The 16,079-nt window shown below is 39.7% G+C and carries 13 protein-coding genes and 1 pseudogene; 3 read left to right on the forward strand and 11 right to left on the reverse strand.

The features are described from left to right. Positions 1 to 23 precede the first annotated feature (23 nt). Positions 24 to 656 (reverse strand): type B chloramphenicol O-acetyltransferase, encoded by a 633-nt coding sequence (catB, locus tag MNY66_RS00685; protein ID WP_047255974.1) that lies wholly within the window; start codon positions 654 to 656, stop codon positions 24 to 26. Between the two features lie 218 nt (positions 657 to 874). On the opposite strand from catB, the gene MNY66_RS00690 reads away from it, so the two are divergent. Further along, positions 875 to 1,249, forward strand: a complete 375-nt coding sequence (locus tag MNY66_RS00690) for a DUF488 domain-containing protein (RefSeq protein ID WP_047255975.1) — start codon at positions 875 to 877, stop codon at positions 1,247 to 1,249. 142 nt (positions 1,250 to 1,391) lie between these two features. Here the strand turns inward: MNY66_RS00690 and glpD are convergent, their stop codons facing one another. The 6 genes from glpD to MNY66_RS00720 form a co-directional block, all read right to left on the reverse strand. After that, positions 1,392 to 2,897: a glycerol-3-phosphate dehydrogenase gene (gene glpD / locus MNY66_RS00695; RefSeq protein WP_241501242.1), complete on the reverse strand. Its 1,506-nt coding sequence runs from the start codon at positions 2,895 to 2,897 to the stop codon at positions 1,392 to 1,394. Positions 2,898 to 3,209: 312 nt separating this feature from the next. Continuing rightward, complete coding sequence (locus MNY66_RS00700; protein WP_047255968.1) at positions 3,210 to 3,968, reverse strand: DeoR/GlpR family transcriptional regulator; 759 nt, start codon at positions 3,966 to 3,968, stop codon at positions 3,210 to 3,212. A gap of 29 nt (positions 3,969 to 3,997) precedes the next feature. Further along, entirely contained in the window at positions 3,998 to 4,843 is an 846-nt protein-coding gene (glpG, locus tag MNY66_RS00705) for a rhomboid family intramembrane serine protease GlpG (protein ID WP_047255969.1), read from the reverse strand. Positions 4,844 to 4,860: 17 nt separating this feature from the next. Then, the gene (gene glpE, locus MNY66_RS00710) at positions 4,861 to 5,184 is read right to left on the reverse strand and encodes a thiosulfate sulfurtransferase GlpE (RefSeq protein WP_047255970.1); all 324 of its coding nucleotides are present in this window, start codon (positions 5,182 to 5,184) and stop codon (positions 4,861 to 4,863) included. 394 nt (positions 5,185 to 5,578) lie between these two features. After that, positions 5,579 to 6,157 (reverse strand): Fe-S biogenesis protein NfuA, encoded by a 579-nt coding sequence (gene nfuA, locus MNY66_RS00715; protein WP_047255976.1) that lies wholly within the window; start codon positions 6,155 to 6,157, stop codon positions 5,579 to 5,581. Between the two features lie 71 nt (positions 6,158 to 6,228). After that, positions 6,229 to 6,912, reverse strand: a complete 684-nt coding sequence (locus MNY66_RS00720) for a DNA utilization protein GntX (protein ID WP_241501243.1) — start codon at positions 6,910 to 6,912, stop codon at positions 6,229 to 6,231. Between the two features lie 34 nt (positions 6,913 to 6,946). Here MNY66_RS00720 and bioH point away from each other — a divergent pair, with 34 nt between their 5' ends. Further along, the gene (gene bioH, locus MNY66_RS00725; protein ID WP_241501244.1) at positions 6,947 to 7,750 is read left to right on the forward strand and encodes a pimeloyl-ACP methyl ester esterase BioH; all 804 of its coding nucleotides are present in this window, start codon (positions 6,947 to 6,949) and stop codon (positions 7,748 to 7,750) included. Positions 7,751 to 7,860: 110 nt separating this feature from the next. Here bioH and MNY66_RS00730 read toward each other — a convergent pair whose 3' ends face one another. The 3 genes and pseudogenes from MNY66_RS00730 to MNY66_RS00735 all read right to left on the reverse strand — a co-directional run bounded on the left by MNY66_RS00730 (position 7,861) and on the right by MNY66_RS00735 (position 10,805). After that, entirely contained in the window at positions 7,861 to 10,140 is a 2,280-nt protein-coding gene (locus MNY66_RS00730; protein WP_241501245.1) for a calcium-binding protein, read from the reverse strand. A 189-nt stretch (positions 10,141 to 10,329) separates the two neighbouring features. After that, a pseudogene (locus MNY66_RS17985) lies at positions 10,330 to 10,674 on the reverse strand (hypothetical protein); the annotation flags it as partial. Continuing rightward, a complete protein-coding gene (locus MNY66_RS00735) occupies positions 10,569 to 10,805 on the reverse strand; it encodes a hypothetical protein (RefSeq protein WP_241501896.1) in 237 nt (78 codons plus the stop codon). The gene MNY66_RS00735 and the pseudogene MNY66_RS17985, both read right to left, overlap by 106 nt. Here MNY66_RS00735 and MNY66_RS00740 point away from each other — a divergent pair. Next, a protein-coding gene (locus MNY66_RS00740; protein ID WP_104872948.1) for an IS1 family transposase occupies positions 10,770 to 11,467 on the forward strand; the annotation gives its coding sequence in 2 pieces (ribosomal slippage) (positions 10,770 to 11,019 and positions 11,019 to 11,467; 699 coding nt in all). The genes MNY66_RS00735 and MNY66_RS00740 overlap by 36 nt on opposite strands. Here the strand turns inward: MNY66_RS00740 and MNY66_RS00745 are convergent. Then, positions 11,439 to 16,031: a hypothetical protein gene (locus MNY66_RS00745; protein ID WP_241501246.1), complete on the reverse strand. Its 4,593-nt coding sequence runs from the start codon at positions 16,029 to 16,031 to the stop codon at positions 11,439 to 11,441. The two genes, MNY66_RS00740 and MNY66_RS00745, sit on opposite strands and share 29 nt — an antisense overlap. Positions 16,032 to 16,079: the final 48 nt, after the last annotated feature.

A 16,079-nucleotide genomic window follows, 5' to 3' on the forward strand; every position in this document is an offset into this window, starting at 1 on the left:
GGCTTAATACATTGAATTTATTGTTATTTCTGCTTTGATTTCCATTCAGTGTACAGCGCTTCGATATTACCAGAAGTCAGGATTTTCATAACTTGCTTTAGTTCGTCGAGTGGCCATGACCACCATTTCATTTCGAGTAACATGGCAATTTTATCATCACTAAATCTTTTGCGGATCACTCGGGCAGGGTTACCGGCGACGACCGTGTAAGGTTCGACATTTTTGGTGATTAACGCGCGTGTTCCAATAATTGCGCCATCTCCAATAGTGATACCGGGTAAAATCATCGCTTCTGCACCAATCCAAACATCATTACCAATTACCGTGTCTCCGGCATTTTGATAGCCATTAATAGCATCATTAAAAGCAGGTTCTTCCTTCATATAATGGAAGGGGAAGGTTGAAATCCACTCCATTTGGTGACCTTGATTACCGGCCATGATAAATGCGGCACCACTGCCAATAGAACAAAAACTGCCGATAATTAATTTATCCACATCGATACGGTCAGGCATGAGATAGCGGGCACAATCATCGAAAGAGTGACCATGATAATAACCAGAATAATAACTAAATCGACCCACTTTAATGTTTGGGTTAGTTATTTGGTCAGCAATTATTGTTCCTCTAAACGGGCTTTCAAAGAAATTTTCCATCATTGATATTCTTATAATTAATTATTTTGACTGGCCATTAGGCCGCATATTTTATTGAATAGATAAGCGAGTTATATCCTATTAAGTTAAAGCAAAAACATTAAATTACCATCGAGGTATTAAATCGAGTGTACACTGAAAATCGATGCTAAACAGCAGACGTCATGCAGGAAGGTGATAAAGCCAGAGTTTTTTATCCATTTTTTAAGGGGCAGCTAATGATTACTACGAAGAGAGTTTATGAAAGTGTGTCAGCTACCGATGGATATCGAGTGTTGATTGACCGGCTATGGCCTCGAGGCGTTAAAAAAGCAGGTTTACCTTATGATGAATGGAATAAAAGTGTTGCGCCTTCAACTGAATTAAGAAAATGGTTTCATCAGCATAGTGATCAATTCGAACAATTTTCTCAGCGTTATATGGCAGAGTTACAACATTGCCCAGCGGCTTGGTGGCCGTTAGTCGAGAAAGCACAGCATGGTCATTTAACGCTATTGTATGCGGCGAAAGATATCAGACATAATCACGCCAAAGTATTAAAGTTATTCCTAGAGGAACAAATAAAGCAACAAACCGTACAGAAAATAGAATAGAGAGCGTCTATTTTGGGGATTATTTTACCGAGTTAATCTGTTAAGCGATTAACTGGCATAAATGATTGAGATTGGTTAGATAGAAAAAACCAGCTCATCAGGATGATAAGCTGGCTGATTGAGATCGCGCTAGAATTAACAATTATTCAGCAGATTTTTTAGCTGCGGTATGTTGCGCTAACCATTGGGCAATGGCGTGTTTTTCTTCATCATTCAGCCACATACCCAGTTTTGTTCTACGCCAGATTGCATCATCAAGTTCGACGACCCACTCATTTTCCACCAAATAACGTAATTCAGCTTCATAAACGTTGTGGCCAAAACTTTGGCCTAAATCGTTGAGTGAATTTGCGCCTTGTAAAATTAATGCACTGTTGCTGCCGTAGGTGCGTGCGTAGCGTAGCGCGATGCCTTCAGGTAGCCATGGGTGGCGCTGACGCAGTAAGCGTGAATAACCATCGCGATCACAACCTTCAATATCGCCGCCCGGTAGCTGCCCATTTTTGGTCCAAGGTTGACCCGCATGCGGATAATAGCTGACTAGTTTATCAATTGCATGCTCTGCGAGCTTACGGTAAGTGGTTAATTTACCGCCGAAAACAGAGAGCAAAGGTGCTTTGCCGTTATCATCATGAACATCTAACGTGTAGTCGCGAGTAATGGCTTGTGGTGAATCAGATTCATCGTCACACAGAGGGCGAACACCAGAATAAGTCCAAGCGATATCCTCTTTGCTCAACTGTTTTTTGAAATGATCATTATAAACTTTCAATAAATAGTTGATTTCATTGTCATCGATATGCACATCTTTTGGATCGCCGTTGTATTCTACATCGGTAGTACCGATGATAGAGAATTCGTCCATCCAAGGGATCACAAAGACAATACGATTATCTTCATTCTGTAAAATATAGGCTTGTGGTTCATCATGAGCACGTGGAACCACAATATGACTGCCTTTAATTAGACGGATACCGTAAGGTGATTTCAGTTTTAAGCCATCATCGAAGAACTCTTTTACCCAAGGCCCTGTGGCGTTAACTAAGCCTTTCGCTTTCCAGCTTTCTTTTTTGCCAGAGCGCAGGTCTTCGGCTTCAACTACCCACAGGCCATCTTCACGGTAAGCGCGAGTGACTTTAGTACGAGTGCGGACTTCACCGTTTTTTCTCACCACTTCTTGTGCGTTTAATACCACTAAACGCGCATCATCAACCCAACAGTCTGAGTATTCAAACCCTTTTTTCAGCTCAGGTTTTAAGACTGAATGTTCGCCAAATGATAGGCTTTTACTGCTAGGTAAGCTGACGCGTTTTCCTAAATGATCGTATAAGAATAAACCGATACGGATCATCCAAGCGGGGCGCAGATGAGGTTGATGTGGAAGCCGGAAGCGCATTGGAAATGCGATATGTGGCGCCAGTTTTAATAGCACTTCGCGTTCTGCCAGTGCTTCACTGACAAGACGAAATTCGTAATGTTCCAGATAGCGTAAGCCACCGTGGATAAGTTTTGAACTCGCGGATGAGGTTGCACTTGCTAAGTCTTGCGCTTCAAGCAGCAACACTGATAACCCACGGCCAGCAGCGTCTGCTGCAATACCAGCGCCGTTGATACCGCCGCCGATCACGATCAAGTCTTTAGTTTCCATGCATTCCCCTGAGATGTTCGGATTATTTCTATAATGTTCGATTTCGCTCATTAATTGTAATGAAAATTCATTAATAAGCCAACTATTAACCGATAAAAAATACAAACGCGTGATATAGATAACAATTTATTTTCATATCCCTACATAATGTAGGTTATTCGGCGGGCTTTTAGGGCATAAAAAGGTATAACGATGATTTTTGGTGACCATGATGAGCGTGATAAATGAAAAGAGAATAGGCTGAAAACTGGGAAAATAGAAGAGAAATGGCAGCATACTACTGCCATTAAACAGATAAATATTAAGCTGAAATTAGCATAGCTCCAGTTGCACGTTATGCTGTCCAATTACTTGTTGGATGCTATCAGGTGGCATTTTATCGGTAAATAAATAATCAATTAAATTCATATTACCGAGATTTACCATAGCGTTACGACCAAATTTTGAATGATCGGTAACTAACATAACGCAGCGAGAGTTTTCGATAATTGCGCGTTTAGTTCGAACCTCATGATAATCGAATTCGAGCAAAGAGCCGTCGGTATCGATACCGCTGATCCCTAGGATCCCATAATCAAGCCGAAATTGTGAGATGAAATCTAAGGTAGCTTCACCTACGATCCCGCCATCACGGGTACGGACTTCTCCGCCCGCTAAGATTAAACGAAAATCTTCTTTCGGACTAAGCAGAGTGGCAACATTGAGATTATTGGTCACGACTCGGAGATTCTTGTGATTAAACAAGGCATGAGCAACCGCTTCTGGCGTTGTTCCGATATCAATAAATAGCGTTGCGCCATCGGGAATTTGACTGGCGACGCGTTGGGCGATACGTGCCTTTTCATCTGACCACATAATTTTACGGTCATGATAGGCGGTATTTACCGAGCTAGACGGCAATGCAGCTCCACCGTGATGACGCTGAATTTTATTTTGTTCGGCGAGTTCGTTTAGGTCACGACGAATGGTTTGAGGACTGACCTCAAAATGTTCCACCAGTTCTTCAGTGCTGACATAGCCTTGAATACGGACAAGTTCGATAATCGCATCATGTCGCTGTGTTTGCTTCACAGTAGTTGACCTCTAATAATTTATTAACGTCACTGAGAGTGCTTAGAGCTAAATGTATGCCTATTATCCCATACTCCCATCAATAAGCCGATGATTAACCCCGAAGTATGTGCGGCATTAGCAATATGCATTCCTAAAATATCGAAATAGCCAAAGAACAGCCAGAGAATTGAGAATGCCATTAGCCCCCGAGGTATCCCGAGACCGCGTTCTGGTTGCCTCTCTCCCATTAACCAAACATAGCTTATTAGCGCGTAAACGACACCAGATAGCCCGCCAAAGTTAGGTCCACTGAACACCGATTGTCCCCAGTTGCTGAATAATGCGGCAACCAGTGTAATAGTTAATAGTTTACCGAAACCGAGTTGACGCTCAACTTGGCCGGCTAAATACCACCATAACGCTAAATTAAAGGCGATATGTGAAATTGAAAAATGTAGAAATGCGGGCGTAAACCAACGCCAAAGTTCCGCTTTTTGATGATCCATCGGCCAAGCTAAATAGCTCATAACATTGTGATTTGAGGTTATTTGCATCCATAGATAAACCACAATACACAAGCCAAGAACACCTATCGTCAATGGTCCAGATTGGCTTTTTAAATAACCAAACGTGAGATAATTCGGATATTGAAAATGGTTATTGGTATCTCCAGTTTGCCAACTAGCCGCTTGATAGCGAGCATCTAAAGGATTGTGTAAAAACTCGGTCAGCTGCTGTTGAACTTGATCTATATGCTGATTATCTAACAGCCATAATTCAACCTGATGGTTATTATTGGCTGGGCGCATTTCCAATTGAATATTCTGGGTGGCCATATAATCAACAAAAGCCTGAGCGATGCGTGGATTATCGAGAGATATTACATGGATCATCAGTATGGGTAACCTAATTAAAGTGATGTAACCGCGTGTGGATATTGCTTAAGCCAAGCTTCAAAACCGCCACTGATACTGTAGACCGTTTCAAAACCAAGATTAATTAAATATTGTGCAGCGCCTTGACTGCTGATGCCATGGTAACACATCACCATCACGGGTTTATCGTAGTCGGCATCTTTGGTAAATGCATTAATACTGTCGTTCGTCAGATGAAATGCTCCGTTGGCATGGCCGGCACGAAAACTTTGAGGGTCACGGATATCGACTAATAACGCAGTGCCTTCAGATAAAAACTGCTGGGCTTGTTCGGGTGATATTGTTTGAAAATAGTCCATAGGATCTCTAAATCTGTGTGTTAATTATCGGTCTTTAGGTGATGATATTGCGTTTATTTTTATTCCGTTACGACGTTGCCGGCGCAATATTTATGATTAAATGCTCATTACGTTTTATATTTATGCTCAGCTTTTTTATCCCGTCTATAGTGGGTTCAAATGCTGGGTTTATCATCGATATAGTGAATGTGAAGATAAAATATAAGCTTCTGCAATCGGATGCAATGTAAGTTATTTAGGAAGTGTTCGAATTGTTTGAATTATTCAGGGTATCTAAATGATATACCCTGAATTTATTTATTCATTTGGTGCCTTTGCAGGCTATCACCAGTATATCAGCTTGCCTATTAATAATGACGGCAATAGAGCCGTCATTATTATTACGTGTAGAGGATCAATAGTATGAGTGATCGCCACGCTGATGTTCGGTAAGGTCTCGAACGCCTTTTAACTCATCGGCAAACATATTCAATAACTCTTTTTCGATCCCTTCTTTTAAGGTGACATCAACCATTGAACAGCCGTTACAACCGCCACCAAATTGCAGAATTGCAAAGCCTTCATCGGTGATTTCCATCAACGAGACTTTACCGCCGTGGCTGGCGAGTTGTGGGTTAATTTGAGACTGCAAAACGTATTCAACGCGCTCAACTAATGGCGAGTCGTCAGACACTTTACGCATTTTCGCATTTGGTGCTTTTAAGGTCAGCTGTGAACCTAATTGGTCGGTGACAAAATCTATTTCTGCATCTTCTAAGAACGGTGCGCTGATTTCATCAACATACGCTGATAATTGCTCAAATTTTAATTCGGTATCTGTGGCTTCTACTGCATCAGGTGGGCAGTAAGAAACACCGCATTCCGCAGAAGGAGTACCTGGATTAATCACAAACACTCTAATTTGCGTTCCGGGTTCTTGATTTGCCAGCAGTTTGACAAAATGGGCCTGTGCCGCTTCTGTAATATTAATCATCATATTTTTGCTCGCTACTCAATAATAGTTGACTGCTTTAGTTGGTTATAATACGCCCATTCTACCCTGATCTACAAGGTGCGGCATATAGACCATGCCTGTACAGTGCTTGCACCCGCACAAATAAGCAATTCTGCCGCGCTATTCATGGTGGTACCGGTGGTAATAACGTCATCAAATAGGGCGATATGCCGTTCTTGTACCGAGCCATGTAAGGAGAATGCGTGTTGCAAATTGCGCTGTCGTTGGGTGCGATTCAGTGTTGTCTGCGTTAGTGTATCACGACTCCGAGTTAATAATTCGCTTGAATATTCTATGTTCAACCATTTAGCTATTAACTCACCGATTTGATTAACTTGGTCGAATCCTCGCTGCCAACGCCGTCGCCGATGCAGTGGTATTCCGATGATAATATTTGGTTTATTCCATTTTAATTGGCGATAGCCATGCAGCCAGTGCAACACAAATAGCCAGGCTAGTGTATGGGATAATTGGGGTTGAGGATGAAACTTATATTGCTGAATCAGATTGCGTAAAGGGGCAATATAAGGAGTTACTGCAATTAATTTTTGCCATGCTGGAGGAGTGACTAAACATTCGCCACAGGTTATTTTATTGTATTCAACAGATTGCGCGCAGCGAGAGCAGGCGAGGGGATAACTCGGTAATTGGCGATAGCAGAAAGAGCATATTCCCTGACAGGGTAATTTTAATCGTTGATGGCATAGCCAACAGTAGCCTTCGATTGCTAGCATAAGGGCTTCCCGGGAAGAAAAAGAGAGTGTAACAATGGCAGAGCTATACTGGCAGACAGTAGGAGAAGGTAAACAAGATATTGTATTGCTGCATGGTTGGGGGCTGAATGCGGAAGTATGGCGTTCTATTGCTTTGCGAGGCGCTGGGCAATATCGTTTTCATTTAGTTGACTTGCCGGGATATGGCCGTAGTCAGGAATTTCCAGCGATGTCACTGCAACATATGTCTGATCAGATTTGGCAGCATGCAACGCAAATACTGACTCAGCCAGCAATTTGGTTAGGTTGGTCATTAGGTGGGCTGGTCGCTAGTCGTATTGCCATTGATCATGCTGCGCAAATAACGGGATTAGTGACCGTGGCTTCATCGCCATGTTTTCATCAGCAAGATGACGGCTGGCCGGGAATTAAGCCCGAGATATTGAGTGGTTTTGAGCAGCAATTAGCTCATCATTTTCAGCGAACCGTTGAGCGCTTTTTAGCTTTACAGACGTTGGGTACTGCTAGCGCCCGTGAAGATGCGCGTTTGCTCAAATCTATTGTGCTTGAATTACCGATACCCAAGGTTGAAATTCTTAATGCGGGATTAGAAATTTTACGCACGGTAGATTTAAGGCAGTCGCTGAAAGGGATATCGATACCATTTTTACGGATTTATGGTTATTTGGATGGCTTAGTACCACGCCGAGTGGTGCCATTAATTGATGATTTATATCCTAGCTCATCGTCGGTGATAATGCGTAATTGTGCACATGCACCTTTTATCTCGCATCCAGAAGAATTTTTAGCGTTATTGGCTGATTTTACTGCTTCGATTGACGACACAAAAACAGTGTGAGTTAAGGTCAAAATAGTTGGTGGACTAGCGGAGCAATGCCTCGCTAGTCTAGTATAGATTTAATCAATAAATCATAGGGTTGTGCTTGAGAAAATTAAGTTATGTGGTGTTTAACTGGCTCGACGAATATAGCCTTCAAAAGCCATAGTAGGATCCCAAGGGGTATGCTGAGTACCCCCAGAAGCTAACTGGCTTTCTGTTGCGGTAAGATATTGGGTGGCTAACGCGCTGACTAAATAATCAATCCGTTGCTGCTGATTACTATCGACCAGCCCCGGCAGCTCTTTATGGTGATAAATTGACGGCGCTTGTTTTTTACTGTTTAGGCTGGTGGCTGAAATAGTGACTTTGCGGCCATGTTCCGATTCATAAATATATTCATTAGTGCCATCAATTGAATTTTGGCGTGTCGTCGGAGTAGTATTGAAGCCGATGAGATAAATACTGTCTTTTTTATGCGGATCGATAATAAATGATCTGCCAGCAGAATAGCCATCGATAACAAAAACAGTTTTCCCGCTGCCGCTGTACAAATTATCGTTATGACCGCTTGAAATCAATAAGTCATTATCTTTGCCTGCCGATAAATTATTGTTGCCTCCGCCCCCTGACAGTAGATTATTGCCTCCCGAGACAAATAAATTGTCATCGAGTGAGTTACCTTTAATCACTCGCCCATGTTCACTTTCATCATCGATACGGTGATAACCATAAGGCAAATCTATAACATTATAACGTTGAGATGTTTCACGGTTTAAATCTAGATTGATATTGTTGGTTCGCAGCTCAAGCGTGGGTTCTCTGCCTTGCAGTGTACTCGAGAATTCGTCCATAGGACGCCATGGATTGAAATTTGGGGATAACTTGGCTGATTTGGCTTGAACGGTTAAGTGATTGACGAAGTCATCTAAGTTAGCGCTATCAAGATTAGGCAGTATTTCTGTGAGTGACCCATAGTGATGTACTTGATTTTGTGCATTTTTATCGATGGTCGGTTGTTTAATATTAACCACGCGACCAGTTGCCGAGGTATAGCGGTGCAGTACAGTGCCATCCGTGGCCGTTTTGACACGGTAGGATGAATCAAAATTGACTAAGTGGATACGGTTATGACCCCAATCATCATCGATATAAACTGTGCTTTTATTTCCATTGCCGTCAATCAGATAGTGATCATTTCCTTGTTGCCCTTGCAGGGTATCATTACCTTGCAAAGAGAGCAGTAAATCACTTTTATTACCGCCTTGCAGATGATTATTTCCAGCGCCGCCATACAGCGCATTGTATCCTCCCGTCGCTGAGATAGAATCATCTTTATCGCCGCCGATAATCACATGGCCGGAGTTACTTAGATCAACCACAGGCAGAGAATTTTTGCTTTTACGTAAATCAATGAGCCCATTTTCGGCACTGTCGCCTTTGGCTATCACCTTGATATTATCTTTCTGTGTCGGCGTGAGTTGATTGATGGGAGTGATTTGACTATCGAAAGCATCTAATTGAATGTTGAAAAGATTATTATATTGATCTTGTATTAGCACGTTATTGGCGGTGAGTTGGTCAAAGTTTTGAAAACGAATAGCCAGTTTTTGTTGCCCCAATGGTCCCTTGAGATGCAAAGTATTATTTTCCATTTTCAACTGAAAACCATTTTCTGTCGGCAGGGTAATAATAACTTTATCCTGTTCTCCATACTGTGTAGTGCCGCCTAGATTAGACACTTGTGAGAAATCGAAAATAATTTCGTTTTGTTCGAAATGGTCAGGAGTAATTTGATAAATATCCTGTCCACGACTGACATTAATCAAACTATTGCGGTTGATGGCCGTAACTTGGTTATTTCTATCATCGCCGGTATAAACAAAATTTCTGGCCATTCCTATCGGGGTAAATATTCCCCATGCTGGTGTATTATATTTTCGGTCGTTATTAATCGTGATCATTTGCTGTGGCTGATCAAAATTAACACTATTAGTTGTGGATTTTTCTCGGTCTAAATCTTGTAAATAACTAATATTAAATATATTGGCATTAATCTCATTTGGGCTATTTAGAGTCAGATGCTTTAGTATCGAAGTTAATTGAAAACCATCACGGGTTTGAAGATGATATTGGTGATTAAGTTGTCGACCATTATCGGTGTGTCGATAAACATTTTTGAACACGAGTTCAATTTTACTTTTAAGATGAGCATAGCTTCGGCCTTCAAGGGTTCCGCCAGTAATACCCACTTTTATCTTTAAATCAGTGCCGGATACGGAGACGTGTTCAATCTCATCGAGAGAATAAGCTAAACTTACTTGGCTGTCAGAGGATGTATTTTCATTAATAATTACTGAATGGCTAAATATTTTTTCACCATAATAAGGTGAATATTTCGGATTAATCATGGTTTTTTGTGAGAGTGTTTTTTTATCTTCATCAAAAACATCTTTTATTTGATGAAAATCCTTAATTGTGTGTTCGACGGATAGGCGCTGAATATAGTAGCTATCATTACCTTCGCCGCCGATCGCCTCTCCTTCAGTTAATACCAGTTGATCGTCCCCGTCATCTCCAAATAAGGTATCTTTACCTGCGCCGCCATCTAATAAGTTATTATCGGCATTACCGCGTAAATTATCGTCAGTAGCTACTGGGGTTTTGACGATAATATTTTGGAAGTTTTTTAGTTCCCCTACATTGATAGTTTGTGTACCTTGCGCTTGTCGATAAATAATCTGCTGGCTAGATAAACTGATATCTGCATTATAACCATCAGGCAGAGCGCAAATTTCTAAAGTATCTTGTCCTTGTAGGGCATCGAAATATTTTTGTTTTAAGTTAACACCAGCAGATGAATAAATATTGGTGCTGGTGTCCCATAATTGGAATAAATCATTTTTGTCCCCACCGACAAAGTATTTCGCCCCTTGCTGGGCAATAAACCCATTTTCTTCTGTTTTTTTGCCAATAATAAGGTCATGTATTCAATCCGGTGATTAACCTGTAATATAGGGTAATTTATCGGAGAATATTCATGGCTAAAGTCGATGTAAGGTGCCCATTTTGTCAACAAACGCCCCCAGTGAAAAAACATGGATTAGGTAGCACTGGTCATCAACGTTATCGTTGCCAAGATTGCTGCCGAAGCTTCCAACTCGATTATAAATATCGTGCTTGCCAACCCGGAACTAAAGATAAAATTATCGACCTCACTATGAATAATGCCGGTATTCGTGATACTGCTAGGGCCCTTCATATCAGCATTAATGCGGTTGTTCGTACTTTAAAAAACTCTCGCCTAGACAGGTAACCTCTTTACCTCTTGATAATCTGCACATTGAACTCCTTTGCGAGGTCGATGAACAGTGGTCTTTTGTGACTAATAAGAAGCAACAACGCTGGCTTTGGTATGCGTGGGAGCCCCGCCTAAAACGGATTATTGCTCATACGTTTGGTCGTCGAAACAAAAGGACTCTTCGCCAGTTACTGGCTTTACTGTCTAGGTTTAATGTCGCTTTTTGGTGCACGGATAAGTTCAGTGCTTATGAGATATTGCCCAAGCAGAAACATGTAGCAAGTAAGTTTTATACGCAACGAATAGAAAGAGAGAATTTGAATCTGAGAAACCGCTTGAAGCGCCTTAACCGTAAGACGTTAGGTTACTCGAAGTCACCTGAAATGCATGACAAAATTATCGGGACATTCATTGAACGTGAACACTATCTATTATGATGATCTCTATATTGAATACACGACCAATAATAATATCGTTACCGTTAGCAGTATTAAAACTGGTACCGTTACGATAGGGAGCGAATAATAATTGCGCGATTCTAGCTTGGTCATTGACGATAGTTTCACTCAGTATTTTAATTGCTATATCATCATCCAGATCGGGATGATCCATAGAAGCATAATCTTTTTGTAAACTCAGTAAACGTAATTCTCTATCGGCTAATTTTGCCAACTGCTCGGCTAATGGCAAGGTTGCAACTTCATCTATTGGAATCGAAAAGCGCTGTTTGAACGCCTCTAAGGTAGGGTCATTATATTCTGAATTAAAGATTAGCTGTTCATTGGTGTCTTCGATACCGGTTTTTATCAGTTTAGGGGTGGGTGCTTCTCGCTTTGTATAGCCATTATTGCCTGGGATATTAACGGTCTCCATTTGACCATTCATTTCTAGGTCGTAATGTCGAATGATAAAATCGGCTTCTGCTGCGGTGAATGTCGGGGCATTTTGGCTAGAATAATAAACTTCACCGGTGCCATTGACGTTAGCGAATACGCTATAAGTGCCACCAAAAAAACTCCCATTCTTATATAAATAATACTTTTTTTCTGCTTGTAAAATCGGTTTACCGATCACTGTCAAATAATCTTCAAAGCCCGCAGGTAGCAACGATGAACGGAAGCGCTCGATCTCTTCTAGGCGACTTTGTTCTTTAAAAGCAGCAACATACTGCAGTTGATTGATTCGGATCAGTGTGTCTGTACTAGGCGCGAGGCCAATAGCCGCCCGAGCACCCTCAATAAATTTTTGTTCTAATGAAAGATCGACGTACGATTCAATGAGTTCAACGGCGCGAATACCCGAATAAATCATGCCTCCGACTAATAACGCACCGCCGATGACTAACCCAACCATTGGTACAACGCTAGAGCCGGCTAAAACACCGATTAATGTTATGCCGCTGAGAGTTATTCCCGAGATTGAAAGCCCTGCATTGACCATTAAATCTTGGCGCATTTCGGGATCGCTGGTGGTCTCTAATTGGGTGAATATTTTGTATGCCTGATAACTGTCGAGGCCTATGCCAATTAAATTAAATAGAATAGATATCTTTCCTGCCATCGAGGCACTAGAGAAAACGGAACTTGCTTTGGCATACGAGATATTTAATAAAATCGGTTGAAGAATAATATCGCCATAATTAAAAAAGGCAGAAGCACATGAAATATAAATAATTTCTTCTAGTTCAGACCGTTGTTCTTTGGTTAAATCTGGGTGGGATAACTGCGTAATCATGCTATGAAGTGAATTGATAGTCGCGATCATTCCAACGCCTGCCATCATTTGTCCTGCTCGGTTAATCACTTTGGCATAGCGAGGTTGTTTAAAGCCGAGCGTACGTAATTCATTAAGCGTTGAAGCACTCACTGGTGCGCCATCAGCATCGATTTGTTGCTGAATGATAGTAAGTTGTTTTGTCAGTATTGCATTGTCTGGAATATCAGCCCCAGAGGCGATAATATTTTGTATTCCGTTGTCATCTAATTGATTTTTTAGTATTTGTAGTAAATGGGTACTATTGGGGTTATCGCCTAAAATAGTTAATGCCGACAGCAATTTTTTGGCATCAAAACGGACATTAGTATACCAGTCTGTGCGCGAAAGATGGCTGGCATTTAGAGGGGTTCCATCAATAGTAACGCCCAAGTTTTTTAAGCTATTAAAGGCAATATCATGTTTACCAAAGTGAACATTGAAATTGTCACTGGGCTGCATTAATGGTGAGGTTAGAATATTATTCCATTGCCTAGTAAGTAAGTTCCCATCGTCTAAGACGGTCTGTTTAGTCTGCTTAAATGTCGCACTAAAATCATCGGGGGTAGAAAGATCAAAACCTGCTAATTGACCGCGTGATTGAGTCGTGCCATTTTCAAGCGTTATTTGCTGCTGCATATATTGGGTGACTATTTGGGTAAAATCGTTCTGAGCTTGATAAAAATCGGACTGATTAACGGTTAAAATTATGCCATTAGTATCAATAAAACGATAATTATGTTGGTCGCCGAGCTTCTGATAAAGCACAGTATATGGCGAGTTCTTTGCCTTTATTTGGTAAGCCTGACCAGCGATCCCGCTATTAATAAGGTGTTTAAATGATTGATTATTTTCCGTGCTGTTATCATTATTGACGGAAGATTGATAAAACTGCTGATACTGCGTTAATAGCTGGCTCTCTTCGACTGAAAGCATCCCTTGATGTTGCTTTTGCTGCAATTGGCTCATGTTTTCTAATGAACGATAGAACTCATGTTCTTTATCTTGAGCTAGAAAAAACGCATATTGTAGGCTGATTTGTGGATCGTTGGGGTCGATTGTCTCGGTATTTTGATAGCGTACAGGTTTGAATAATGTAACCTGCGCATCGGGAGATATCTCTTTTGCAGTAGCCGATAGTATTGCGTGCTCTGCCATTAGTCGAGTATCCCATCGAATACTGGTATCTAAGGCTTGTTTTAGGTTGAGATGACTTAAAGGCGCGTTATTCCCTTCAAAATTATCGTGATGTAGCCCAATAAAATTACTCAGCCGCTGCTGAAGTCTCGCTAGTTCCTCGGGTTGAATAATTGTGGTAAATAGAGTGGTGCGATCAAATTGACCATCCAATTTGGCGAATAATGGCTGGAGTTTATGAATTGAGGAGTCACTCAAATTTGTTAATATATTGGGATTTTCACCCAACGCTGTTAGTAAAGTTTGAACATCGACGGCTTGCTGTTGCAAGGATTGTGTTAAATCAAGATTAAAAATAGTCTGCCATTGATCACTTTGACCGGCTTTTAATGAGCCATCATGATTAAAATAGGAATTCACTTTCTGGCTGATTAAAGGATCATAAATCGCAGCTCTTACTTTATTAATATCTAATTTCCCATTAGATTTCATAAAATAATGACCAAAAGCAGGGTGTTTATCTAAAGTAATGTGGTCAAACTTAACCTCGGATAATCCTAATTTATTCAGTACTTTCCTAACTATCGATTTATTCTTTGATGACGTTATTATTGTTCCTTTTGGAGGGCCAAGAATATCTTTAATTTTGCTTATGTAGATATTTTTAATTTGGCTACTATTATCAATGGTGTAAATATTGCCATCTTCTTTACTGATAAATAATGGACTATTAAATTGTGTTAACTGCTTTTTATTGGCTAATATTTTTTGAGGTAGAGTGCGTAAATCTAAATTATCTGTGTAAATAACAGTAGTATTACCTTTTTGATTTAAAGTTATTTTTATTTGATGATTGGAATTATTTAAATTAGCAGGAATAAATTCATCGAGAGTTAGGTGACTTTTTTTAGACTTAATTAAACTAAATTGCTTTTTATTGGTTAATAGCTCATTAATTACACTGTGATGAATATCATCAATGTTAATTTTATTAACCCCTTTTATAACCTCATTATTGGCGGATTTTTTATATTCTCTGATTCTAAATTCAAAATCATTGTTTTCTAATTTTTTGAATTCATAGAATTTTCTATTATTTTTAATAAATTTAGTTAAATTCTCGCTAAAATCATCAACATTATTATAGGATTTAATCCCCGTATTGGGATCAAAGAATTTATAGTTAATCTGTTGAGTTTCAGTATCATTAATAACACTGATAGCCATTGCATGATTACCGCTGATAAAATGAAAATAACTGTCATCAGGCGTCGGGCCGAGAGTGCGTAACTGCTCGATAAAAGCTGATAATTTCTTCCGCGATGAATAATCGTAATTACCGCCATTTAATGTATTATTGGTAGCAATTAAGCCATACTTTTGTGTGATATCATCACTAGCAGCTAAAACTTGAGTAGTTAATTGATTTTCAGCCATCATTATAAAGCTTTTTATATCAATCGGTTTTAATTTTTCAATGAGGTCATTAGATCTATTTTCGTAGTTATTTTTTAATATTTTAAATGCCTGATGTTCTATTATTTCACTGCCTTCTGGCGTTTTGATATAATCGGGATCTGTTATTCCAAAATAATATTTTTTAAGCAGATCTAATTTTTTATTATTATAATCTTTAAAGTTTATTTGATCTTTTTTGGGATGATATTTATTATTATAATCATAAATACGTTCAATGTTAGTTAAGAAGGTTTCTCCTGCAATTAATTGGATATTATGAGAAAAATCATTATACTCTGATATATCAAGCGATAAATTTTTATTTTTTTGATATTCAGTGATATCAATAATAATATTTTCCAATAATTGTTCAGCTTGTTGCTTCTCTTTTTTATGATAGGCTCTTTCTAGTTTTGATTCAAAAACATTCTTTTTTGAATTAATGATGCTTTGTAATTTATTAATATAAGATAAATATTCTGAACCGTTATTATTTACCTCATGTTTTAAGAAGTTAGCACTTAGACCATAACAGACACCCTCTTTATATTCTTTGAGTTGTTTTTTATCACCGAATGCAAATAACTCATTGATGATTTTAGTGAAATTATGGCTACCTAGAATGTCTAATTGGTTGAATTTGGTTTTTTCCATGAATATATATACGTCCTTGTATATTTAAAAGGGATTCAATAAAGAAAG

Source organism: Moellerella wisconsensis, assembly GCF_022592395.1.
Lineage (GTDB): Bacteria > Pseudomonadota > Gammaproteobacteria > Enterobacterales > Enterobacteriaceae > Moellerella > Moellerella wisconsensis.